At 40.7% G+C, this 23,461-nt stretch carries 18 protein-coding genes, 1 other RNA gene, 1 pseudogene and 1 other annotated feature; of the genes and pseudogenes, 18 read left to right on the top strand and 2 right to left on the bottom strand.

What is annotated here, in order from left to right; all coding sequences use genetic code 11:
* Positions 1 to 6 precede the first annotated feature (6 nt).
* The 12 genes and pseudogenes from ACNJYY_RS14715 (at position 7) to ACNJYY_RS14660 (ending at position 13,736) form a co-directional block, all read left to right on the top strand.
* Positions 7 to 267, top strand: a complete 261-nt coding sequence (locus tag ACNJYY_RS14715) for a post-transcriptional regulator (RefSeq protein WP_416729075.1) — start codon at positions 7 to 9, stop codon at positions 265 to 267.
* Positions 268 to 499: 232 nt separating this feature from the next.
* A pseudogene (gene secDF / locus ACNJYY_RS14710) lies at positions 500 to 2,714 on the top strand (protein translocase subunit SecDF).
* 71 nt (positions 2,715 to 2,785) lie between these two features.
* A complete protein-coding gene (gene recJ / locus ACNJYY_RS14705) occupies positions 2,786 to 5,137 on the top strand; it encodes a single-stranded-DNA-specific exonuclease RecJ (protein WP_416729074.1) in 2,352 nt (783 codons plus the stop codon).
* A 20-nt stretch (positions 5,138 to 5,157) separates the two neighbouring features.
* A complete protein-coding gene (locus ACNJYY_RS14700; protein ID WP_144698846.1) occupies positions 5,158 to 5,670 on the top strand; it encodes an adenine phosphoribosyltransferase in 513 nt (170 codons plus the stop codon).
* Positions 5,671 to 6,056: 386 nt separating this feature from the next.
* Positions 6,057 to 8,240 (top strand): RelA/SpoT family protein, encoded by a 2,184-nt coding sequence (locus tag ACNJYY_RS14695; protein WP_416729073.1) that lies wholly within the window; start codon positions 6,057 to 6,059, stop codon positions 8,238 to 8,240.
* A 22-nt stretch (positions 8,241 to 8,262) separates the two neighbouring features.
* Entirely contained in the window at positions 8,263 to 8,706 is a 444-nt protein-coding gene (dtd, locus tag ACNJYY_RS14690) for a D-aminoacyl-tRNA deacylase (RefSeq protein WP_416729072.1), read from the top strand.
* A 58-nt stretch (positions 8,707 to 8,764) separates the two neighbouring features.
* Positions 8,765 to 8,938 carry a hypothetical protein gene (locus tag ACNJYY_RS14685; protein ID WP_186320473.1) on the top strand — a complete coding sequence of 58 codons (174 nt, stop codon included), beginning with the start codon at positions 8,765 to 8,767 and terminating at the stop codon, positions 8,936 to 8,938.
* A 43-nt stretch (positions 8,939 to 8,981) separates the two neighbouring features.
* Positions 8,982 to 9,215 (top strand) — a binding site (T-box leader).
* Positions 9,216 to 9,360: 145 nt separating this feature from the next.
* On the top strand, positions 9,361 to 9,486 hold the full coding sequence (locus ACNJYY_RS14680; RefSeq protein ID WP_416729071.1) for a hypothetical protein: 126 nt from the start codon (positions 9,361 to 9,363) through the stop codon (positions 9,484 to 9,486).
* A gap of 32 nt (positions 9,487 to 9,518) precedes the next feature.
* On the top strand, positions 9,519 to 10,784 hold the full coding sequence (hisS, locus tag ACNJYY_RS14675) for a histidine--tRNA ligase (RefSeq protein WP_416729070.1): 1,266 nt from the start codon (positions 9,519 to 9,521) through the stop codon (positions 10,782 to 10,784).
* 18 nt (positions 10,785 to 10,802) lie between these two features.
* Entirely contained in the window at positions 10,803 to 12,581 is a 1,779-nt protein-coding gene (gene aspS, locus ACNJYY_RS14670; protein ID WP_416729069.1) for an aspartate--tRNA ligase, read from the top strand.
* Positions 12,582 to 12,672: 91 nt separating this feature from the next.
* Positions 12,673 to 12,852, top strand: a non-coding RNA gene (ssrS, locus tag ACNJYY_RS14665) — 6S RNA.
* 116 nt (positions 12,853 to 12,968) lie between these two features.
* Entirely contained in the window at positions 12,969 to 13,736 is a 768-nt protein-coding gene (locus ACNJYY_RS14660; RefSeq protein WP_416729068.1) for a ThiF family adenylyltransferase, read from the top strand.
* A 299-nt stretch (positions 13,737 to 14,035) separates the two neighbouring features.
* Here ACNJYY_RS14660 and ACNJYY_RS14655 read toward each other — a convergent pair whose 3' ends face one another.
* Complete coding sequence (locus ACNJYY_RS14655; RefSeq protein ID WP_416729067.1) at positions 14,036 to 14,887, bottom strand: RsfA family transcriptional regulator; 852 nt, start codon at positions 14,885 to 14,887, stop codon at positions 14,036 to 14,038.
* A gap of 124 nt (positions 14,888 to 15,011) precedes the next feature.
* Positions 15,012 to 16,346, bottom strand: a complete 1,335-nt coding sequence (locus tag ACNJYY_RS14650) for an AAA family ATPase (RefSeq protein WP_416729066.1) — start codon at positions 16,344 to 16,346, stop codon at positions 15,012 to 15,014.
* Positions 16,347 to 16,500: 154 nt separating this feature from the next.
* Between ACNJYY_RS14650 and ACNJYY_RS14645 the strand changes: the two genes are divergently transcribed.
* From ACNJYY_RS14645 to ACNJYY_RS14620, 6 genes are all read left to right on the top strand, one after another.
* Positions 16,501 to 17,211: a YczE/YyaS/YitT family protein gene (locus tag ACNJYY_RS14645; protein WP_416729065.1), complete on the top strand. Its 711-nt coding sequence runs from the start codon at positions 16,501 to 16,503 to the stop codon at positions 17,209 to 17,211.
* The gene (gene cymR / locus ACNJYY_RS14640) at positions 17,144 to 17,563 is read left to right on the top strand and encodes a cysteine metabolism transcriptional regulator CymR (RefSeq protein WP_144698865.1); all 420 of its coding nucleotides are present in this window, start codon (positions 17,144 to 17,146) and stop codon (positions 17,561 to 17,563) included. The genes ACNJYY_RS14645 and cymR overlap by 68 nt, the downstream gene beginning before the upstream one ends.
* A gap of 14 nt (positions 17,564 to 17,577) precedes the next feature.
* Positions 17,578 to 18,717, top strand: a complete 1,140-nt coding sequence (locus tag ACNJYY_RS14635; protein ID WP_416729064.1) for a cysteine desulfurase family protein — start codon at positions 17,578 to 17,580, stop codon at positions 18,715 to 18,717.
* 40 nt (positions 18,718 to 18,757) lie between these two features.
* Positions 18,758 to 19,885, top strand: coding sequence for a tRNA 2-thiouridine(34) synthase MnmA (gene mnmA / locus ACNJYY_RS14630; protein ID WP_416729063.1), 1,128 nt, complete (start codon positions 18,758 to 18,760; stop codon positions 19,883 to 19,885).
* Positions 19,886 to 20,336: 451 nt separating this feature from the next.
* Positions 20,337 to 20,996: a tetratricopeptide repeat protein gene (locus tag ACNJYY_RS14625; RefSeq protein ID WP_416729062.1), complete on the top strand. Its 660-nt coding sequence runs from the start codon at positions 20,337 to 20,339 to the stop codon at positions 20,994 to 20,996.
* Between the two features lie 12 nt (positions 20,997 to 21,008).
* Positions 21,009 to 23,339, top strand: a complete 2,331-nt coding sequence (locus ACNJYY_RS14620; RefSeq protein WP_416729061.1) for an ATP-dependent RecD-like DNA helicase — start codon at positions 21,009 to 21,011, stop codon at positions 23,337 to 23,339.
* Positions 23,340 to 23,461: the final 122 nt, after the last annotated feature.

The following is a 23,461-nucleotide window of genomic DNA, read 5'->3' as shown; positions in this document are numbered from 1 at the left end:
TATAAAATGGAGAATACACATTTTGCGGTATGGAAGAACGAAGTCAAACCAGCGGTACAAAGTAAAAAAGAAGAATTTCATTACTTGGGGTATGAAAGTGTAACAGAAGAGGAAATATGGGAATGTGTTCAGTCTAAATTAAAGAAAAAGAAAGTTGAGCCTCGTCTCTACGCATTGGTTGACACAATTTTAGCTCTTTCATTAAATGATTTTATGACGTGGCTAACGATACGCTCATATAAAGAAGAGGGGCTGACTCAAGAGTAGAACTTACTTTTGGGCAGCCTTGTTCTTTTGATAACCTTAATGAAGTTCTATTAATGCAAAGCGAGTAACCTGGAGCGAAAATTAAAGCAGCCTTTATTTATTATGATTTATTTATGAACATTCACAGGACAAATTGACAGAAAAAAACAACAATCGCTATAATGGGAAGGGTTAGTATTCGTACTTATTCATAGTGTTGTTTTTTGATGCAGCATGAAGGAGGTTTCTTGAAGTGGTAAAAAGGAGTAAGATCGTCATCTTTTTTGTTGTGCTCATCATGTTCGCAGCACTAATCGGGCTTACAACAGAAAAGATCGTAAAAGGTACAAAGCTTGGACTAGATCTCCAAGGTGGTTTTGAAGTACTTTACGATGTTGAACCTGTGAAAAAAGATCAAAAAATTACACAGGAAACATTAAAGAGTACGGTTGAAGCATTAAACAGCCGTATCAATGTGTTAGGTGTCTCAGAGCCTGAGATTCAGATCGAGGGAGACAACAGAATTCGAGTTCAGCTTGCTGGTGTAACCGATCAGAACAAAGCACGTGAACTATTATCTACACAAGCAGAGTTAACATTCCGAGATGTGGATGATAAGGTGCTTTTAGATGGTTCAGATTTAGAAGGAAATGGTGCAAAACAAACGTTTGAGTCTCAAAATAATAAACCGATCGTTTCCCTTAAGCTAAAAGACGCAGATAAGTTTGCTGAAATTACAGAAGAAGTTCTTCAGCGTCAGTCCCAAGGTGAAAACATCATGGTTATTTGGTTAGATTATGAAAAAGGGGACTCATTTAAAGAAGAACAGAAGAAAGAACTTGCTGGAAAACAGCCAAAGTATATTTCTGCTCCTTATGTAAATGAAAAACTTACTCAAAAAGATGTAACCATCACAGGGCAGTTCTCTGTTGAAGAAGCACAGAGTTTAGCAAAAATCTTAAACGCCGGTGCTCTTCCTGTTAAACTTGATGAAGTATATTCAACATCAGTTGGAGCAAAGTTCGGAGAGAAAGCATTAAATGAAACGGTATTCGCTGGCTTTATCGGAATTGCAGTGATTTTCTTATTCATGCTGATCTTCTATCGTGTACCAGGAATCATTGCGGTCCTTACGCTATCTATCTATATTTGGTTGATCCTAGCCATCTTCTATCTGATGAACGGAGTTCTAACGCTTCCGGGTATCGCAGCTCTTATTCTTGGAGTGGGTATGGCGGTTGACGCTAACATCATCACGTATGAACGGATCAAAGAGGAACTAAGAAGCGGGAAATCTGTGTTAAGTGCGTTTAAAGCAGGAAATCGTCGTTCATTCACTACGATTTTTGATGCAAACATTACGACGATCCTTGCAGCGGCTGTGTTGTTCGCGTATGGAACAAGCTCAGTAAAAGGGTTCGCGTTGGTTTTAATTATTTCAGTTCTGGCAAGTTTCATCACGGCCGTTTTCGGTACAAGACTTTTCCTAGGGTTATGGGTACAGTCTCGTGTAATGGATAAGAAGCCAGGTTTGTTTGGTGTAAAGGAGAGTGACATCCGTGAGCTTTAATTACGACTTTGTAAAAAACAGAAACCTTTACTTCATCATCTCGACTCTCCTTACGGTCATTGGAATCGTATTCTTGCTTACAGCTGGATTGAAGCTTGGTATTGATTTTGATAGTGGATCGCGTGTAAATATTCAAGCGAATGAAACACTTACCAATGAAAGTGTAGAAGAAGAGTTTAAGTCACTTGGGCTTGAACCTGAAGCGGTCGTACTTGCAGGAAAAAATGATCAAGCAAATGTTTCCTTTAAAGGGGCTTTATCAAAGGACGAAGTAGTGAAGATCAACAGTCACTTTGAAGAGAAATATGGTGAAACGCCGAGTATCAGTACGGTTACGCCAACGGTTGGCCGTGAATTAGCACAGAATGCGTTTTTTGCCGTACTTATTGCTTCTGTTGGTATCATCATCTATGTTGCTTTCCGTTTTGAATGGAGCATGGCTGTTGCCTCTGTAGTGGCTTTATTGCACGATGCATTTATGATCATTGCCGTATTCAGCATTTTCAGGATAGAAGTGGACCTTCCATTCATTGCAGCGGTTCTTACGATTGTTGGTTACTCAATCAACGACACGATCGTTACGTTCGACCGAATACGTGAGAACATGAAACTTGAAAAAGTAAGAACACAAGAAAAACTGGCTGAAATCGTAAACAGAAGTATTCATGAAACGTTGGGTCGCTCGATCAATACCGTTCTAACGGTTATTATCGCAGCAGTTGCACTATTGATCTTTGGAGCTGACTCAATCAGAAACTTCTCGATCGCCTTGCTGATCGGTCTAACATTTGGTGCGTATTCTTCCATCTTTATCGCTTCTCAGTTGTGGTACGTTATGAAATCACGACAGATGAAATCGAAAAAAACGCGTCCAGTTGAAGCAGAGCCAGAAATTTAACGTAAATATCATTCATAAATTGTCACCTCTTATCCTGTTTTGTATAATGAATAGGTTAAGAGGTGATTTTTATGTTGGAGCCTAGAACACGGTGGGAGATACAAGAACCATCTGAAGAAAAGGCAAAATGGTTGTCACAAGAATTAGATATCCCTCTTCTGATCGCGAATCTATTGGTTGTCAGAGGAATTGAAACGATAGAGAAAGCAGAAGCATTTTTAAATATAGGTACCGACCAATTTCACGATCCATTCATGATGGATGGGATGAAAGAGAGCGTTGAGCGGATACATAGAGCTGTAGAATCGAATGAGAAGATTTTAATTTTTGGCGATTATGACGCAGATGGTGTAAGCAGTACAACGGTTATGTATTATGCACTGAAAGAACTCGGCGCACAGTTTGACTATTATATTCCGAACCGCTTTACAGAAGGCTATGGTCCGAATGAGCCTGCACTAAGAAAAGCGAAAGAGGATGGTTACTCACTCGTGGTAACCGTTGATACAGGAATCTCAGCTGTACATGAAGCTAATATCGCAAAAGAGATCGGGCTAGACTTCATTATCACGGACCACCATGAGGCGCCTCCTGTATTGCCGGATGCTTATAGCATTATCAATCCTAAGAAACCGGGCTGTACATATCCTTTTTCTGGTCTCGCAGGTGTAGGTGTAGCATTTAAAGTAGCACATGCCCTTCATGGTAAGCCACCTCTACATTTGCTTGATTACGCATGCATTGGAACAATAGCGGACCTTGTTCCGCTTGTTGATGAAAATAGAGTGATCGCGAAACTCGGGATAGAGGCACTCTCGAAAACGGATAAGATCGGATTGCAAGAACTGCTAAAAGTAGCGGGACTTTATGAAAAAGAATTGACTGCTGAAGATGTAGGATTCGCGATCGGCCCGCGAGTGAATGCAGCAGGAAGACTTGGTTCAGCGATGCCAGTGGTGGAACTGTTTACTTCAACTGATCGAGACGAATCAGCCATGTTGTCACAAGAGATCGATTCTGTAAACAAAGAACGTCAAGGAATCGTAAACGAGATCACAAAAGAAGCGATCGCAATGGTCGAAGAAAGTTTTTCTCCTGATGAGAATGAAGTGCTAGTCCTCGCCAAAGAGGGCTGGAATCCAGGTGTTATTGGTATCGTCGCTTCACGACTGGTTGAAAAATTTTATCGCCCTACGATCGTGCTTTGTTTGGATCCTGAAAAGGAAACGGCAAAAGGGTCCGCGCGAAGCATCAAAGGATTTGATATGTTTGAGAACCTTTCAGGATCTAGGGACATTCTTCCTCATTTCGGTGGACATCCGATGGCAGCAGGAATGACACTTTCCATGCATGATGTTGATGAATTAAGAAGCAGGCTTATCCGGCAAGCTAAGGAATGTTTAAAACCAGAAGACTATCTGCCGGTTACAACGATCGATCTTACAGCAAGATTAAATGAGATATCACTAGAAACGGTTGAGCTGTTAAGTACGTTATCTCCTTTTGGTGTTGGAAACCCATCGCCTCGTGTAATGGTTGAAGAAGTCCCGATCCGTGAGATGAAAAAGATAGGAAGTCAGTCCAATCACCTTAAGTTACAGGTAGGAAACGGTGAGCTATCAGTTCTCGATTGCATTGGCTTTCAAAAGGGTAGCTTGTTAGAAGAGATGACTCCTTATTCGTTGGTTTCGATCGTTGGACAGATCCAACTGAACGAATGGAACGGCTATAGAAAGCCTCAGCTTCTTCTTGAAGATCTTTCTGTCAATCATTTTCAACTTTTTGATTACAGAGGTCTTAAAGATGCTGCAAAAAGGTTGATCGGTCTGCCGTACTCGAAAACATGTTTTATCGCGTTTGAAGAAGAAACAGTAACGCATAAAGATTTTGTAGCGCTATCTGATCAAATGATCGGTGAAGATGAGTTATTGACTCTACCTGAGGATTATTTTAAAGATAAGAATTTAGTCTTCTTAGATGTTCCTCCTTCTCTAACTCGCTTTTCAGAATGGCTGGAAACGATCGGTGAACCTTCAAGGATCTATGCGGTGTTTCATCAGAGTACAGAACACTTTTTCACGACGTTACCAACGAGAGAGCATTTCAAATGGTTCTATGGATTTCTTGCAAAAAGGAAAACCTTTAACGTGAAGAGGGATGGTGCAGAACTGGCGAAATGGAAAGGCTGGTCGAAAGAAACAATAGATTTCATGTCAAAGGTGTTTTTTGAGCTGGATTTTGTTACAATAGACGATGGTGTTATTTTCATTAACAAAGAACCTAGCAAACGAGAATTAGAAAGCTCTGAAACCTATCAGAAAAAGTTTGAACAAGCAGACATTGAAAATCAGCTCGTTTACTCTTCTTATCATTCTTTAAAAAGCTGGTTTACAGAACAAACACGGCCAAAAGCCAGTTTGTAATTTTCAGGAGGCAAAGATTCATGGATTATAAGCCGTTTATTTCAGTAGTAGAGAATTTCCCAATCGAAGGCATTCGTTTTAAAGATATTACTTCGCTTATGTCTGATGGTGCAGTATATAAACAAGCAATGGATGACATTGCTGTATACGCAAAAGAAAAACAGGTTGATGTGATCGTCGGACCTGAAGCACGTGGATTTATCGTAGGCTGCCCTGTCGCTTACACGTTAGGACTAGGATTCGTTCCTGTCCGTAAAGAAGGTAAACTACCACGTGAAGTGATCAAAGTCGATTACGGTCTTGAGTATGGTAAAGATGTGCTAACGATGCATAAAGACGCGATCAAACCAGGACAAAGAGTCTTGATCACAGACGACTTACTCGCAACAGGCGGAACGATCGAAGCAACGATTAAGCTTGTAGAAGAGCTTGGCGGAGTAGTTGCAGGAATCGCCTTCATGATCGAACTTACTTACCTAGATGGCCGTAAAAAACTTTCAGGTTATGATATCTTCACTTTAACTCAATACTAAAATGATGAGAGAGTTCCTTCTTGAAGGAGCTCTTTTTTAATTTCTTTTCAGAAGGGTTGTTACTTCCAAGTTCTTTTTGTTATTCACTTCATTGTAAAGATGATTGAAGTGGAAGATGCGAGACTCCTACGGGACGAGCGGTCAGGTGGAGACTCCTAGTGGCGCAAAGCGGCAGGAGGCTCACCGCACGCCCCGTGGAAAGCGAGCGTCTGAAACGGAAATCAACTTACTTTTAAGAGCAACAATGTATTACGATAACAGTGTTTTTTTTACAATCCTGTCACAAAATCTGCCCAATCATTCGACAAATTTCGTTTTTCGCTTTACATGAAGGACCAATTTAACGATAATAGAAGCAATATACAATGACAACGTAAGGTGATTCCATGACGATTGAGGAAGTATTGCAAAAAGCGGAGAGCTATCTTTCTAAAGACGATTTAAGCTTCATCACGAAGGCTTATGAATACGCAAGAAATGCACACGAGGGACAATTCCGTAAATCGGGAGAGCCCTATATTCATCATCCTGTTGAAGTAGCAGCCATTCTGGTGAATCTCCAGATGGATCCTGTGACTGTAGCAGCAGGGTTTCTTCATGATGTAGTTGAAGATACACCGATCACACTAAAAGATATTTCCACTCAATTCAATGAAGAAGTGGCAATGCTTGTTGATGGTGTAACGAAGCTGAAGAAGATCAAGTTCAAGTCTAAAGAAGAACAGCAAGCTGAGAACCACCGGAAGATGTTCGTAGCGATGGCCCAAGATATTCGTTGTATCTTGATCAAGCTGGCTGACCGACTTCACAATATGCGCACATTAAAGCATATGCCGAAAGAAAAACAGATCCAAAAAGCGAATGAGACCCTTGAAATCTTCGCTCCGCTTGCCCATCGCCTTGGGATTTCGACGATAAAGTGGGAGCTTGAAGATGTTTCTTTAAGATACCTAAATCCACAGCAATACTACAGAATCGTTAACTTGATGCAGCAAAAGCGTGCGGAACGGGAAGAGTATGTTCATCAAGTGATGGATGAGATGAAGAGCAAACTTAAAGAAGTCAACATTCAAGTTGATATCTCTGGAAGACCGAAACATATCTATAGCATCTATCGAAAAATGGCTAAACAAGGAAAGCAGTTCAATGAGATCTATGACCTTTTAGCTGTTCGTATTATCGTTCAGAATATTAAAGATTGTTATGCTGCCCTTGGTATCATCCATACGGCTTATAAGCCGATGCCAGGACGTTTTAAAGATTATATCGCTATGCCTAAAGCAAATATGTATCAGTCTCTTCATACGACTGTAATCGGGCCAAAAGGGGACCCGCTTGAAGTCCAGATCAGAACGTCTGATATGCATCGCGTTGCTGAATACGGGATCGCAGCACACTGGGCATACAAAGAGGGAGCAACGAAAGCTCCTGTCAGCTCATTTGAAAATAAATTAACATGGTTCCGTGAAATTCTTGAATGGCAGAACGATGTTGTAGATGCTGAAGAATTTATGGAATCTCTTAAGGTCGATCTATTCTCTGATATGGTGTTCGTGTTCACTCCTAAAGGAGATGTATACGAGCTTCCGTCAGGGTCGGTGCCTATTGATTTTGCATACCGTATCCATACTGAGATCGGTAACAGATGCATCGGTGCAAAAGTGAACGGAAAGATGGTCACGTTAGATTACCGTTTGAAAACGGGAGATATTATCGAGATCTTAACGAGCAAACATTCCTATGGTCCGAGTCAGGATTGGCTGAAGATCACACAGAGCTCTCATGCGAAAAACAAGATTCGTCAATGGTTTAAGCGCGAGAGAAGAGAAGAAAACGTAGCAAAAGGCAAAGAGCTTGTTGAAAAAGAAATAAAGAATCGCGGTTATGATCTGAAAGACATCTTTACGAATGACAATATTCAATATGTGGCTCAAAAGTATAACTTTGCAGGCGAAGAAGATATGTACGCTGCTGTAGGTTACAACGGTATAACAGCTGCACAGATTGCCACACGATTAACGGATAAAGTCCGCCGTAAAAAAGAGCAGGACCCTGATAATTCTGAGTTGCTTGATGCGATAAGAGACTCTGCTGAAAAGCCTGAACCAAAACGTAGAACAGATTCTGGCATTGTGGTTAAAGGCATTGATAACATGCTGATTCGATTATCAAAATGTTGTAATCCTGTTCCTGGAGATGACATTGTTGGTTATATCACAAAAGGCAGGGGTGTTTCTGTTCACCGTGAGGATTGTGTTAACATCCACAACGAAGATGCACAAGTACGGCTTTTACCGGTAGAATGGGAAGGCGATCTAGAGCAACCGAAAAATTATAACGTTGATATTGAGATCAATGGTTTTGACCGCCGTGGTCTCCTAAATGAGGTTCTGCATGCAGTTGCGGAAACGAAAACGAATATTACAGCCGTTAGCGGCAAGTCAGATCGCAACAAGATGGCAACGATCAGCATGTCGATCTCGATTCACAACGTCAGCCACCTTCAAAAAGTGGTCGAACGAATTAAAAGAATTCCTGACATTTATGCGGTTAGAAGATTGATGCAATAGGAGTTAAGGAAGTGATTCTGCAATGAAAGTAGTATTACAGCGTTCTAAAGAGGCGAAGGTCTTGGTGAATTCTGAGGTAAGAGGCAGAATTGATAAAGGCCTTGTACTCTTAGTTGGTGTTACACATGAAGATACAGAAAAAGATGCGGACTATTTAGCAGAAAAGATCGTAAATCTTCGCATATTTGAAGATGAAAATGAAAAGATGAATCATTCTTTAATAGATACAGAAGGAAGCATCCTATCTATTTCGCAGTTCACGTTATTTGGTGACACGAAAAAAGGAAGACGTCCAAACTTTATGGAAGCTGCTAAACCAGACCATGCAATAACGATGTATGACTATTTTAATAACAAGCTTAAGAGTTTAGGTGTACATGTGGAAACAGGTGTTTTTGGCGCGATGATGGATGTGTCGTTTACCAATGATGGACCGGTAACCTTAATCATGGATTCTAAAAATTAAATGAATGAAACCTTCGCCTTGATGGAAAGACTAAATCAAAAAGGTGGAGGTTTTTTGTATGAGGCAGAACCGGAAAGGCATAGAAGGAATCCCTCAATGGAAGCAGCTGAGCTTTCATGATTTTCTTTCTCTTGAAAAATCAGCAAACACGATGGAGCTTGCTGAAGAATTTGGAATGAATCTGTATCAAGTGAATCAGTTAAAGAAAAAAATAAAACGTGAAAACTATTGACATCACACCCCATCTAAAAGTATGATAATCTACAATTCCAAAATGAAAACTGATGACGAAGAAAAGTAGCTTTACCCCACAGGGTAAGAGATGAGATACCATGGCTGAAAGTATCTCTCCCTGATGATAAAGTGAAAGACACTTCATAGGTTTTAATTCGAACGGTTAAGTTTTGACCTCAGTAGAGTTACACGTGGGCAATCGTTACTTGCATAAATGAGGAAGCTATTTTTAGCTTCGAAGCAGGGTGGCACCGCGGGAAAATCCCGTCCCTTATGAAATGACAGATTTCATAAGGGACGGGATTTTTTTATTTGTTTTTTTTATAAAAGGCGATAGGATTGTTTCTTATTGATTTTAATCTTCACTGACTTCGTTGATTGTAGTGAAAGGTGCGAGACTCCTGCGGGACAGGTGGGCAGGTGAGACACTTAAAAGTGAAACTTACGAATGTGGCTCACCGCCTGCCCCGCGGAAAGCGAGCACCTGTAACGGAAATCAACACTTACAAGAGCAACAAAGAGAAGAGAACAGCCTCTTATCTTTAACGAACAACCAAAAAACGGGAGGATGAAAGAAAATGAGTATTAACATTCCAAGGGGAACGAAAGATATACTCCCAGGAGAAGTGGAAAAATGGCAGCTGATCGAACAAAAAGCAAAAGAAGTATCAGCGCGATTCAATTATAAAGAGATTCGAACACCGATCTTTGAACACACAGATCTGTTTCAAAGGGGTGTAGGCGATTCAACAGATATCGTTCAAAAAGAGATGTATACGTTCAATGATCGAGGCGACCGCAGCTTAACTCTTCGACCAGAAGGGACTGCACCTGTAACTCGCTCTTATGTTGAAAATAAAATGTTTGGGCTACCAGGACAGCCTGTAAAACTCTTTTACATCCAACCTATGTTTCGATATGAAAGACCTCAAGCTGGTCGATATCGTCAGTTTGTACAATTCGGTATTGAAGCGATGGGGTCTGCCGATCCTGCCATTGATGCAGAAGTAATTTCACTTGCGATGACGGTGTACCAAGAGCTAGGTCTAAAAAAACTCCGTCTTGTATTGAATACGTTAGGTGATGCTGAGAGCCGTAAATCTCATAAAGAAGCTTTGATCGCACACTTTGAACCTAGAATCGATGAATTTTGTTCAGATTGTCAAAATCGATTATTGAAGAATCCTTTAAGAATTCTAGATTGCAAAAAAGATCGAGAGCATGAACTCATGAAGAGTGCTCCTTCGATTCTTGAACACTTAAACGCAGAATCGAAAACGTACTTTGAAGAAGTGAAGACGAGCTTGGATGCGATGAACATCGATTATGTGATCGATCCGACACTCGTACGTGGACTTGATTATTACAACCACACTGCATTTGAGATAATGAGTGAAGCTGAAGGGTTCGGTGCCATCACAACACTTAGTGGAGGCGGAAGATACAATGGTCTTGTTGAAGATCTAGGCGGACCGGCTACGCCAAGTATCGGTTTTGCGATGAGCTTAGAACGTTTGTTATTAGCACTTGAAGCAGAAGGTGTCACACTTGAAACAGAAGAAGAAATAGATTGTTACGTTGTTGCGCTAGGTGATGAAGCCAAGCGGAGATCAGTAGAGATCTTAAGTCAGCTTCGTCAAGCAGGCATTAAGAGTGACAAAGATTACTTAGATAAAAAAATGAAAGCTCAATTTAAAGCAGCTGACCGCTTAAAAGCAAAGTTTGTAGCGATCCTAGGTGAAGAAGAACTATCAAAAGGAATCATCAATGTGAAGAACATGGATTCCGGAGAACAGTCGGAAGTAGCGATCGAGAAGTTGAGCACATTTTTAAAAGCAAGGTAAAAAAGGAGGACACATCTCATGGAATATCGCACACATCAATGCGGAAAGATTACAGAACAATTTATCGGTGAAAAAGTAACAATAACAGGTTGGGTACAAAAAAGACGTGACTTAGGTGGACTGATCTTCATCGACCTGCGTGACCGTTCTGGAGTTGTTCAGATCGTCTTTTCTCCGGAAGTATCACCTGAAGCGTTAGAAACGGCTGAAAAAGTAAGAAGTGAATATGTTCTTACGATTACAGGAAAAGTGCTTGAGCGTGACCCAAGCACGGTTAACCCAGCTATGAATACGGGTAAGATTGAAATCTCTGGTGAAGAAGTTAAGATTTTAAACAGTGCGAAAACACCACCTTTCTCCATCAGCGAAGATATGGATATTACAGAAGATATCCGTTTGAAGTATCGCTATCTGGACCTTCGACGTCCGATCATGCAGGAAACATTGAAGATGAGACATGAAGTAACTCGCTATATCCGTGATTTCCTTGAAAACGATGAATTTATGGAGATGGAAACACCGATGCTTACGAAGAGCACACCTGAAGGAGCGCGTGACTATTTAGTACCGAGCCGTGTGCACCCGGGAGAATTCTATGCATTGCCGCAATCTCCACAATTATTTAAGCAATTGCTAATGGTTTCTGGTTTCGAAAAATACTACCAGATTGTTCGTTGCTTCAGAGACGAAGATCTGCGTGCAGATCGTCAGCCAGAATTTACTCAAGTCGATATCGAAACTTCTTTCATGGGCCAAGAACCACTTTTAGCTATGATGGAAGAGATGATGACTGGACTTGTAAAAAAGGTTAAAGGTGTAGAGATTCCGAAGCCTTTCCCAAGAATGACCTATAAAGAAGCGATGGACCGTTATGGTTCAGATAAGCCGGATACGCGTTTCGGTCTTGAACTGATCAACGTTTCAGAGATTGTTAAAGGTTCTGGATTTAAAGTATTTGCAGCAGCAGTGGAGAACGGTGGTCAAGTTAAAGCGATCAACGTTAAAGGAAAAGCAGCAAATTATTCTAGAAAAGATATTGATGGTCTCACTGAATTCACTGCTCGATACGGAGCAAAAGGCCTTGCTTGGATGAAAGTAGAAGCAGAAGGATTAAAAGGACCTATTTCAAAGTTCTTTAATGAAGAAGATGCTGCTAACTTAACGAACGCACTACAAGCAGAAGAAGGCGATCTGTTGTTGTTTGTAGCAGATAAGCCGTCCGTTGTAGCAGACAGCTTAGGCGCGTTAAGACAAAAGCTAGCAAAAGATTTAGATCTGATCGACCAATCGAAGTACAATTTCTTGTGGGTCGTTGATTTCCCACTTGTTGAATACGATGAGGATGCAGACCGTTTTGTGGCGCTTCACCATCCATTCACGATGCCAAAGACAGAAGATCTTCACTTAATGGATACCAACCCTGCTGAAGTAAGAGCGCAAGCATACGACTTAGTTCTTAACGGGTATGAGCTTGGCGGAGGATCTCAGCGTATCTACCAACGTGACGTTCAAGAGAAAATGTTCAAAACATTAGGATTCACAGAGGAAGCAGCTCGTGAGGAGTTTGGATTCCTTTTAGAGGCTTTTGAATATGGAACGCCTCCACATGGTGGAATTGCATTAGGGCTTGATCGTATGGTGATGTTACTTGCTGGAAGAAGTAATTTAAGAGACACGATTGCTTTCCCGAAAACAGCTTCCGCATCGTGTTTACTGACGAATGCACCATCTGCTGTAAACGAAAAGCAGCTTGATGAACTTCACCTATCTGTAAAAGTGAAGCAAGAAACCAAGTAAGTGAATATTTAGAAAAATACGAATCGTTTTATAAAGAGACACATTTTGTCTTGTATTTGATTTATTCGTGTGATAGTATGAATTTAAGCGATGGGTCCTATGGTGACCGTTAACAACCCGAAGTTTTGAGCCAACATTAAGTATTAGGGAGTTTGTGTTTTCTCACAGCGTCCATGCCCTGAAAGCTAGGGGACGGACAAAATGCGAAACAGGGCACCCACCTGCGAGAGCAGGTTCAAAACTAAGGGGATACGGCATTTTTGGGGCTCATTTTTTTGTGCGAAAAAAACCAAGTAAGCGTATTGATTTTGTTTTCAAAAGTGGATATGCTGATAAAGATGCATTTTCTTTATTTTACGTGCACGTTTGAAAGGAGAATTCAATAATATGCTTTATCAGTTCTCAAGAAATGAACTTGCCATCGGAAAAGATGGAATAGACGTCTTAAAAAACTCAACTGTTGCTGTGCTTGGAATCGGAGGAGTGGGCTCCTTTTCAGCAGAAGCACTAGCTCGATCAGGAGTTGGAAGACTAATCCTTATCGATAAAGATGATGTCGATATCACGAACGTGAATCGTCAAATACATGCACTTGTGAATACCGTTGGACAGCCGAAGGTAGATCTTATGAAAGAAAGAATCGCACTTATTAATCCAGAGTGTGAAGTTATCGCGCTTAAGATGTTTTATACAGAAGAAACATATGAACAAATTTTTGAATATGGACTTGATTTTGTAGTAGATGCATCGGATACGATCTCCTATAAGATCCACCTCATGAAAGAATGTTTAAACCGCAAGATACCAATTATCTCTAGTATGGGTGTGGCAAACAAACTGGATCCAACACGTCTTCAGATCGTTGATATCTCTAAGACGAGCTATGACCCGATCGCTAAGGTCATTCGACAGCGTCTGAGAAAAGAAGGAATCACAAAAGGAATCCCTGTCGTTTTTTCAGATGAAAAGCCAATTCAGATTCGTGAAGAGATTCGAAAAGAGATCGTACCTGAGAACGCTCCTGGCATCCGTAAAGCGAAGATGCCGCCATCTTCAAACGCATTTGTACCATCTGTTTCAGGACTTTACATGGCAGGTTATGTGATCAACAAAATCATTGAAGATAATAATATCAAGATTGAAAGAATACGATAATTTGATGAAAAGAGGTTCTGACAGTTTTTAGACTTTTTTTCGTTTTTTCTTGAATGTATGAATACTCATAACTGATGGTGTGAGGATTTGTACTTACCAGTAGCACGGAGCGGAGAAATGTTTTTCTCAAATGAACAATCCTAATTATTACGGTGTAATCTCCATAAATTAAAGGGTAACTTGAAATATTTCCGGGTATAACCTAAATAATTCCGCAGATAAAATAATTTATCCGATTTGAAGGCGAAATACCGCACAAAAAAATGACTCGTAGGCTAAACCCTATGAGTCATCTAATTTTATTTTGCTAGTTTCTCTAGATTTCCGTTCTTATCCATACGGAAGGTAACGTTCGGATTCGTATCTTCGTCTTGGAACAGTACCATTTTTCTTGCGCGATCCATGATTTGGATCAGTGCTTGATAATCTTCCTGAACCGTTTGGTGCTCTTTCTCTAGAACAGAAAGCTGATCTTTCATCACTTTGTTCTGCTGCATTAACTCGTTCATCTGAAGACGAAGTTCCATGTTTTCTTGAACGAGCTTGCCACTCGACATTCCGTTTCGCTTTAAACCATTCAGAAAATCTATGACTTCATCAAGTGTCAGACTTTGTTCATTGCTAGCTTGTGAAGCTTGACGGTAGGCGAACGGTGTGGAAGATTGCTGCGATCCTTGTAAGCTCGTAACTTCTGGTGCTTCCGCTTCAGTTTGCTGTACAAAACTCTGTTGTTCTGGAACTGCAGGTGACGAAGCAACTGGAGCTTGTGCTGGTGTGTTTCTTTCATACGAAAAAGGTGTTCTGAAGAACTCTTCTGGATGATAGGTTTCATCATCGTGCATCTGTGGAGTATTATTCGATTGTAAAGGCTTTGCTGCAGGTTTTGACTGTTGTTGTTGCTGTTGTGACCTTGCTAGCGCACGCTGACGTTCTTTTCTTTGCTTTTTAGCAATCTTTAATGCTTGTTCGTATTTTTTTCTCACGATTGCGTTCCATCTAAATCCAACTGCTGCACTCGTACGCTCTAATTTATCTCCTACCTCTTCAAAAGCATGTAACTGTGTACTTCCTTCACGCACATGGCGTAAGACCGTTTCGGCAAGCAATAGATCGTCTTCTTCTGACCAGGCGTCCTGTCTGATTTTTGACACGGTAATCCTCTCCTTAGCTACAAAAATATTCATTTGATATTTTCATGTTTACCAATCAGAGAGAATCCTATACACACTTCTGAAGATCTTTTGCTAGTTTGCTAAGCTATCAAGTCTCATAGATTTACTTTCCCTTTTTCTTACGCTCATTAAAATAGTCGAGACGCTTCTTAAGATTCTTTTCAAAGCCACGTTCAGTAGGTTCGTAAAACGTTTTACCCTGCAGATGTTTCGGTAAATATTCCTGTGGTACATACCCATCTTCAAAATTATGTGGATATTTATAGTCCTCACCATGTTGAAGTTGTTTTGCTCCTTTATAATGAGCATCACGTAGATGGATCGGGACGAGACCTGTTTTTTCTTTTTTGACTGCATCAAGTGCTTTATCAATTCCTGTTATCACTTTGTTGCTTTTTGGAGCAGTGGCTAAGTAAAGGGTAGCTTCTGCAAGTGGAATTCGAGCTTCAGGCATACCGATAAAATCGGCCGCATAACTAGCAGCATGTGCAACAAGTAACGCGTTAGGATCAGCGAGACCGACGTCTTCTGCTGCATGAACGAGCAATCGGCGGGCAATAAAACGAGGATCCTCGCCCGCATAGATCATTTTAGCAAGCCAATATAGAGCGGCATCCGGGTCTGATCCACGTATACTTTTAATAAAAGCAGAGACTGTATCATAATGGTTGTCTCCTTTTTTATCATATTGAAGGACTCTTTGTTGAATGGATTCTTCAGCGATTTCTAGTGTGATCGTAATGTTTCCGTCTTTGTCTGGTTTCGTCGTTAATACAGCAAGTTCCACCGCATTAAGTGCAGTCCTTGCGTCTCCGTTCGCAATAGAAACAATATGATCGATTGCTTCTTTCTTCATGGATATCGGATGTTTGCCATATCCTCTTTCTTTATCAGAAAGAGCCTGCTGAATCACTTTTGAAATGTGTTCATCTGTTAGTGGTTCAAATCGAAACAAACGAGATCTTGATAAGAGAGCGGGGTTGATCTCGAACATAGGGCTCTCAGTTGTTGCACCGATTAAGATAACCGATCCATCTTCTACATATGGAAGGAGAGCGTCTTGCTGACTTTTGTTAAAACGATGGATCTCGTCGATAAAGAGCACTGTCTTTTTCTCTTCTAATAACAGGCGTTCTCTAGCAGCTCCCATAATGACCTTTAGATCAGCGACTCCTGACGTAACCGCATTAAGTTGTTCAAACCATGCAGATGTGGAATTCGCAATAATTTTAGCTAATGTTGTTTTACCTGTACCAGGAGGCCCAAAGAAAATCATCGGAGTGAGTTGATCGGCTTCTATTGCCCGTCTCAAAAGCTTACCTTCACCAGCTATATGCTCTTGACCGATAAATTCCGTTATTTTTCTTGGACGCATTCTGGTGGCAAGAGGTCTTTTTAATGAATGGGAGCTTTCGTCTTTGTAAGAAAACAAGTCCATTACAATCATCCTTCCGTACACTTGTTCTAATCGTCATATGACAATACTATACAATAGTCCATCATGCAAGTTGAAATGATTTCATGCTATAATAAGCTTTAGACTTATGGAATTAACCGAATTGAGACAACTTAATAGGGAAGGATTTTGCACAGTGAAAGACCAAAAGCATTCAGGATGGAACAGATTTTTGTTTCAGTGGTCTGTATTTTTTATTGGATTATTTATTATGGCTTTCGGAATCGCGCTTATGATTAAGGCAGACCTCGGAAGTGCTCCGTGGGACGTTCTTCATATCGGATTGTTTGCACAGTTTGGACTTTCCATAGGCACATGGTCGATCATAATGGGATTTTTCGTCATCTTAGCTACATCCTTATTAACTAAAAAGAAACCTCAATCAGGTGCCTTTTTAAATATGGTGTCTGTTGGCTTGTTTATTGACTTTTATTTATGGCTTCCTTTTTTTCATGATCCTGTAACAGGTTTTGGGAAATGGATGTTCTTAATCATAGGAATCTTAATCTTAGGTTTTGGAATCGGTCTATATATATCATCAGACTGTGGTGCAGGACCAAGAGATAGTCTGATGCTTGCTCTTACAGAAAAATCAGGGATGAAAGTTTCAAATATTCGACTCTTAATGGAATTTGTTGTTCTGTTTTTTGGTTGGATGTTAAAAGGACCCGTTTCGTTCGGAACGATCCTTTTTTGTGTAACGATAGGAGCAATCGTGGGCAGGACCCTTCCATATTGCCAAAAATTAGTGAAGTTTGTTTTAGAACGGAGTGAACGATATGAAGATATCAACAAAAGGTCGGTACGGATTAACCATCATGATGGCATTAGCAAAGAGATCAGGTGAAGGTCCGATCGCATTGAAATTAATTGCAAAAGAATACAGTCTATCTGAACATTATTTAGAGCAGCTTATCGCCCCACTCAGAAATGCAGGACTTGTAAAAAGTATCCGGGGTGCGTATGGTGGGTACATGCTGGCAAAAGAAGCATCCACGATTACTGCTGGAGATATCATCCGAGTGCTTGAAGGACCGATCTCTCCAGTTGAAGTATTGGATGATGAAGAGCCTGCGAAAAGAAATCTTTGGATTAAAATTAGAGATGCTGTAAAAGATGTGTTAGATTCAACAACACTTGAAGATTTGGCGAACTATGAAGATGAGGGCGCACAGGACGCTTACATGTTTTATATATAGGAAGGAAATGAGCAATGAAAAACGTTTATTTAGATCACGCTGCAACCTCTCCTGTTCATCCTGAAGTCATAGAAGAAATGATTCCTTTTCTAACTGAACATTTTGGGAATCCTTCTAGCATTCATCAATACGGAAGACAGACTCGTAAAGCTCTTGATGATGCGAGATCCATGATTGCAGCTTCCATTGGTGCTTCACGCAATGAGATCATTTTCACAAGCGGTGGTACAGAAAGTGATAACCTTGCTATTCTTGGGACAGTCTCTGTTCTTGAGAAGAAAGGAAAGCATGTTATCACAACAGAAGTAGAACATCATGCTGTACTTCATACCTTTCATGAGCTTGAAAAGAGAGGTTACGATGTAACTTACTTGTCCGTTGATGAGGAAGGCAGAATTTCATTAGACGAACTGAAAAGATCTCTAAGAGAAGATACGATTCTCGTTTCGATCATGTATTGCAACAATGAAACAGGGACAACACAAGACATAAAAGAGATCGGAAGTATGTTAAAGGAAAAAGAGATCTTGTTTCATACCGATGCGGTTCAAGCTTATGGCTTGATCTCGATCGATGTAAATGAACTGAACATTGATCTGTTAAGTGCTTCTGGTCATAAGATCAATAGCCCAAAAGGAACAGGATTTCTATTTGTGAAAGAAGAAGTTCCATTTCTTCCTCAAGGGTTCGGCGGTGAACAAGAGCGTAAGCGCCGTGCTGGAACAGAAAATGTAGCAGGAATCGCAGCTTTACGAAAAGCGGCATCTATCGCAGAAAAAGAAAGAGAAGAACGCTTCAGACAATACAAAACGTTCAGAGATACGATGAAAAGAATATGGCTAGAAGAAGATGTATCATTCATCGAAAATGGAAGTTCAAAACATTTTCTTCCGCATATTCTAAACGTTAGCTTTCACGGTGTTAAAACAGAAGTGCTCCTAGTCAATCTAGATCTTGCTGGTATTGCAGCTTCTAGTGGATCAGCTTGTACGGCTGGCTCGCACGAACCTTCCCACGTTTTAAAAGCGATGTTTGGTAATGATGATCGTACGAAATCTTCTGTTCGTTTTAGCTTTGGTCTAGGCAATAAATTGGAAGATATTGAATACGCTGCCCATGAGACAGCAAAAATCGTGAAACGTTTAGCAAAATAAGTTACAATGATTGTCATATGAATGAAATGAGGTGGACACGATGCAAACAGAATCAAACAAAAAGGCACCTCAAGATACACGAGTAGTTATTGGAATGAGCGGCGGTGTGGATTCTTCCGTTGCCGCACTGCTACTGAAAGAGCAAGGCTATGATGTGATCGGGATCTTTATGAAAAACTGGGATGATACCGATGAGAATGGCGTATGCACAGCAACAGAAGATTACAACGATGTGATTGCGGTCTGCAACCAGATCGGCATTCCATATTACGCGGTGAATTTTGAAAAAGAATACTGGGATAAAGTATTCACGTACTTTTTGGAAGAATATAAAGCAGGACGAACACCTAATCCTGATGTGATGTGCAACAAGGAGATCAAGTTTAAAGCTTTCTTGGAGCATGCCATGAACTTAGGTGCAGATTATGTAGCTACTGGCCATTATGCACGTGTGGCTGAAATAGATGGAGAAGTTAAGATGCTTCGAGGCGTTGATGAGAATAAAGACCAAACTTATTTTCTTAACCAGCTTTCTCAAGAACAATTACGTCGCGTATTGTTTCCGATCGGTGAGTTAAAGAAGCCTGAAATCCGTAAAATTGCGGAGGCAGCGGGACTTGCGACAGCTAAGAAGAAAGATTCAACAGGAATCTGCTTTATTGGTGAAAGAGACTTTAAAGAATTCTTAAGTCAGTATCTGCCTGCAAAGCCTGGTGAGATGCAAACGTTTGAAGGTGAAGTAAAAGGCAAGCATGATGGATTGATGTACCATACGATCGGGCAGCGTCACGGTCTCGGAATCGGTGGAAGCGGAGATCCTTGGTTTGTCGTCGGTAAGAATTTAAAAGACAACATATTGTATGTCGAACAAGGATTTCACAACGAAAAGCTTTATTCTGACAGCCTAAAAGCGGTAAAGGCAGGATTTGTTTCTGACAAACCGCTGCCTGCTACGTTTACGTGTACGGCGAAGTTCAGATATCGTCAGCCTGACATGGGTGTAACTGTTCACGTGATGGAGGACGAAACGCTGCACGTAGTCTTTGATGAAGCACAGCGTGCGATCACACCTGGACAAGCTGTCGTGTTTTACGATGGAGATGTTTGTCTAGGCGGAGCAACGATCGATACGGTATACAAAAACGACGAAGCGATCACTTATCTATAAAAGAATGTGGAAAAACTGGCTTACTAGGACAAGAAATGAACTAGTAAGCCAGTTTTTTGCTGTTTTCGTAACCTATGTTGCTTTTGGAAGTAGTTGATTTCCGTTCCAGATGATCGCTTTCCGCGGGGCAGGCGGTGAGCCACATTTGAACGTTTCACTATTAAGTGTCTCACCTGCCTACCTGTCCCGCAGGAGTCTCTCATCTTACACTTCAATCAACAGTCAAAGAAGTAAATACTAAAAGATTATAAGCCACAATCTTTTTGAAAACAGCCTATCTTTTTAAGGGAATTAAGATACAATATTAAGCTCGTCTTAGCGGCATTAAATGCTCGCTGGACGAGCGACATCGAGAAATACGAGCGCCAATATAAGCCACCACAAAAAATTATGCGCCAGCTGCCTTCATTTGTTATACTTTTGAAGGAAATTAAAAGTGGGGGTAATGAAGATGGAACCTTCAAAAGGTCTGGAATATTTACAAAAAGGAAAGTTTGAAGAAGCAGCAAAAAGTCTGGAATCCATGATCGAGGCAGATCCAGAAGATCCAGTACATTATATTAACTTCGGAAATCTGCTTTCTGCTGTTCATGAACACGAAAAAGCGATTCAATTCTTTGATAAAGCGTTATCGCTCGACGAAAATGCAGTTGCTGCATACTATGGTGCGGGTATTGCCTGCTACCACCTTGAAGAATTCTCTAAGAGTGCAAAATTGTTTCAAGAAGCGCTCAAAGGCGGTCTGAAAGATAGTGACACTCACTTTATGACAGGCATGTCGTTCGTTTCACTAGGTGAACATAAGCTTGCATTTCCTTATTTAATGAGAGCAACTGAGCTCAACGATCAAGACCATGAAGCATTGTTTCAATTCGGTCTCTGTCAGGCGCGAACAGGGGATATTGAGTCTGCATCAACAACCTTTGAAAAAGTTGTTGAGCGCGATGATACACATGCCGATGCTTGGTACAATCTAGGCGTAACATATAGTTATTTTGATAAAAATGCAGATGCTCTAAACGCTTTTCAAAGAGCGTTAGACATCCAGCCCGATCATTATCTTGCAGGGAATGGAAAACGAAATATCGAAAGTAAAAACACCAACCATTAAAGGGGGTGCTTTATGGCACAGCAGCCTTCTTTTCATTTAGAAGATGATTCGACGGAATTAAAAAAGTATATAAAAGGTACGTTGATCTCTACAATTTATCATCAAACAGAGAGTCTCTATACGGTCGCTAGAATACGGGTAAAAGAGACGAACGAAAATTACAATGAAAAAGAAATCATGATCACAGGCATCCTTCCTCCGTTAAGAGAAGATGAACTTTATGTGTTTTATGGAAAATTTAAAGATCATCCGAAGTATGGTAAGCAATATGAGGTTGAACTATTTCAAAAAGAAATGCCTCAATCCAAGGAAGCGATGATTCAGTATCTTTCGAGCGATCTGTTTAAAGGGATCGGTAAGAAGACTGCCGAGCATATTGTAGAAGTAATGGGAAACGATGCGATCACTAAGCTCTTAGAATCACCGGAATATATCAGTCAGATTCCAAAGCTAACAGAAGAACAAGCACAAAGTTTGCAAAAATCCCTCATGCAGAATCGAGGATTAGATCAAGTGATGATGGTGGTCCAACCCTATGGGATCGGACCTCATCTTGCGATGAAAATCTTTCAAACGTATCAGGATGATGCTGTAAAGATCATTAAAGACGAGCCGTATCGACTGATCGAAGACGTTTCTGGAATTGGGTTTCACCGGGCTGATGAGATCGCAAAAGGAAATGGGATGCAAGTCAACCATCCAAAACGAATTCAAGCTGCTTGTCAGTTCGTGCTTCGTGATCAAGGAACAGAGCTTGGACACTCATACCTTCCGATGGACCAACTGTTAGAAGGGGTAAGAAAGCTTTTAGCAGATGGTAAGAATACGGTAGATGAGATGAGTATTTTTCGAGAGATTCAAGATATGGAGACTGAGCAGCGATTGATCGTAAAAGAGAACGTTGTATACCTGCCATCCCTTTATTTCGCTGAGCGTGGATTTGCTCAAAAAATGAATCAATTATTACATAGTCAGAAAAATGATTATCACATAGAGGATTCAAAATTGGAATCTGAGCTAGCAGCTCTTGAAAAAAGACTCAACATGAAGTATGCCAAAAGTCAAAAAGAGGCTATTAAGAAGGCGTTAACCTCTTCTTTAATGGTTCTGACAGGAGGACCTGGAACAGGGAAAACGACCGTAATTAAAGGAATCGTCGAACTTTATAGTGAGATTCATGGCGTAAGTTTGAATCCAGATGATTACCGAGGAAAGAAAGAGTCGTTTCCAGTTTTACTCGTTGCTCCAACAGGTCGAGCGGCAAAGCGTATGACCGAGTCTACAGGAATACCCGCTCACACGATCCATCGCTTGTTAGGATGGAAAGGTGGAGGTACCTTTGAAAAAAATGAAGATGAACCCATTGACGGAAAACTTTTGATCGTCGATGAAATGTCGATGGTCGACATATGGCTTGCTCATTCTTTAGCAAAAGCTCTGCCATCTCATATCCAGATCATTGTTGTTGGGGATGAAGATCAGTTACCATCAGTTGGTCCTGGTCAAGTACTAAAAGATCTACTGCAAGCACAGCATGTTCCACAATCTCGTTTAGTGGATATTTATAGACAGGCAGAAGGATCATCTATTATCCGGTTAGCTCATGAGATGAAGAACGGAAACGTGCCTCAAGATCTGCTTGTCCCACAGAACGACAGACGTTTTTTTGCATGTTCCGGTGAACAAGTGTTTCAAGCTATCCTTCAAGTTTGTGAAAATGCGATTAAAAAAGGATACAGTTCTCGAGATATTCAAGTGTTAGCACCTATGTACAAAGGGCCTGTTGGAATTGATCGATTAAATATGGAACTTCAGCGTCTGTTTAATCCGGAGAAACAAAAACAGCGTCAGTTACAGGTGGCAAATGTGTTTTATCGAAAAGGAGATAAAGTGCTTCAGCTCGTCAATCAACCTGAAGATCAGGTGTTCAATGGTGATATCGGTGAGATCGTTGCTGTTATCTATGCAAGAGAGAACACGGATAAAGAAGATCAGATCGTCATCAGTTTTGATGAGATTGAGGTAACGTATAAAAGAAGTGAATTTCATCACTTTACTCATGCTTTCTGCTGTTCGATCCATAAATCGCAGGGAAGTGAGTATCCGATCGTCGTTCTGCCTGTCTTAAAAAGCTACTACCGAATGTTAAAACGGAACTTATTATATACTGCAATAACGAGAAGTAAAGAATATCTGATCCTGTGTGGAGAACAAGAAGCGTTTACTTGGGCTGTTGAACGATCAGATGAAACAGAACGATACTCGGGTCTTACTTCCCTACTTCAAGAGACCATACTGGAAAAAGATTTAATGAATGATACCCTTCTAAACGAAACAAACTAGAAATGTTCGAGAGATGTAAGTTGTCATCTTGTCGGACATTTCTTTTTTGTATTTCTAGAAGTCATGATCCTTCAGATATATTTTCTGTATATTTTCTACAAATTCAGGACACCCTTGTAAAA

The organism is Fictibacillus tiangongensis, assembly GCF_048083785.1.
Lineage (GTDB): Bacteria > Bacillota > Bacilli > Bacillales > Fictibacillaceae > Fictibacillus.
The sequence above is the reverse complement of the archived record's forward strand: the minus strand, read 5'-3'. Positions and strand labels throughout refer to the sequence as shown.

What these genes read in the sequence shown, in the direction of transcription:
- ACNJYY_RS14715 (WP_416729075.1), top strand. Translation starts at nt 7, where the DNA reads ATGGAGAATACACATTTTGCGGTATGGAAGAACGAAGTCAAACCAGCG.
- recJ (WP_416729074.1), top strand. Translation starts at nt 2,786, where the DNA reads ATGTTGGAGCCTAGAACACGGTGGGAGATACAAGAACCATCTGAAGAA.
- ACNJYY_RS14700 (WP_144698846.1), top strand. Translation starts at nt 5,158, where the DNA reads ATGGATTATAAGCCGTTTATTTCAGTAGTAGAGAATTTCCCAATCGAA.
- ACNJYY_RS14695 (WP_416729073.1), top strand. Translation starts at nt 6,057, where the DNA reads ATGACGATTGAGGAAGTATTGCAAAAAGCGGAGAGCTATCTTTCTAAA.
- dtd (WP_416729072.1), top strand. Translation starts at nt 8,263, where the DNA reads ATGAAAGTAGTATTACAGCGTTCTAAAGAGGCGAAGGTCTTGGTGAAT.
- ACNJYY_RS14685 (WP_186320473.1), top strand. Translation starts at nt 8,765, where the DNA reads ATGAGGCAGAACCGGAAAGGCATAGAAGGAATCCCTCAATGGAAGCAG.
- hisS (WP_416729070.1), top strand. Translation starts at nt 9,519, where the DNA reads ATGAGTATTAACATTCCAAGGGGAACGAAAGATATACTCCCAGGAGAA.
- aspS (WP_416729069.1), top strand. Translation starts at nt 10,803, where the DNA reads ATGGAATATCGCACACATCAATGCGGAAAGATTACAGAACAATTTATC.
- ACNJYY_RS14660 (WP_416729068.1), top strand. Translation starts at nt 12,969, where the DNA reads ATGCTTTATCAGTTCTCAAGAAATGAACTTGCCATCGGAAAAGATGGA.
- ACNJYY_RS14650 (WP_416729066.1), bottom strand. Translation starts at nt 16,346, where the DNA reads ATGGACTTGTTTTCTTACAAAGACGAAAGCTCCCATTCATTAAAAAGA.
- cymR (WP_144698865.1), top strand. Translation starts at nt 17,144, where the DNA reads ATGAAGATATCAACAAAAGGTCGGTACGGATTAACCATCATGATGGCA.
- ACNJYY_RS14635 (WP_416729064.1), top strand. Translation starts at nt 17,578, where the DNA reads ATGAAAAACGTTTATTTAGATCACGCTGCAACCTCTCCTGTTCATCCT.
- mnmA (WP_416729063.1), top strand. Translation starts at nt 18,758, where the DNA reads ATGCAAACAGAATCAAACAAAAAGGCACCTCAAGATACACGAGTAGTT.
- ACNJYY_RS14625 (WP_416729062.1), top strand. Translation starts at nt 20,337, where the DNA reads ATGGAACCTTCAAAAGGTCTGGAATATTTACAAAAAGGAAAGTTTGAA.
- ACNJYY_RS14620 (WP_416729061.1), top strand. Translation starts at nt 21,009, where the DNA reads ATGGCACAGCAGCCTTCTTTTCATTTAGAAGATGATTCGACGGAATTA.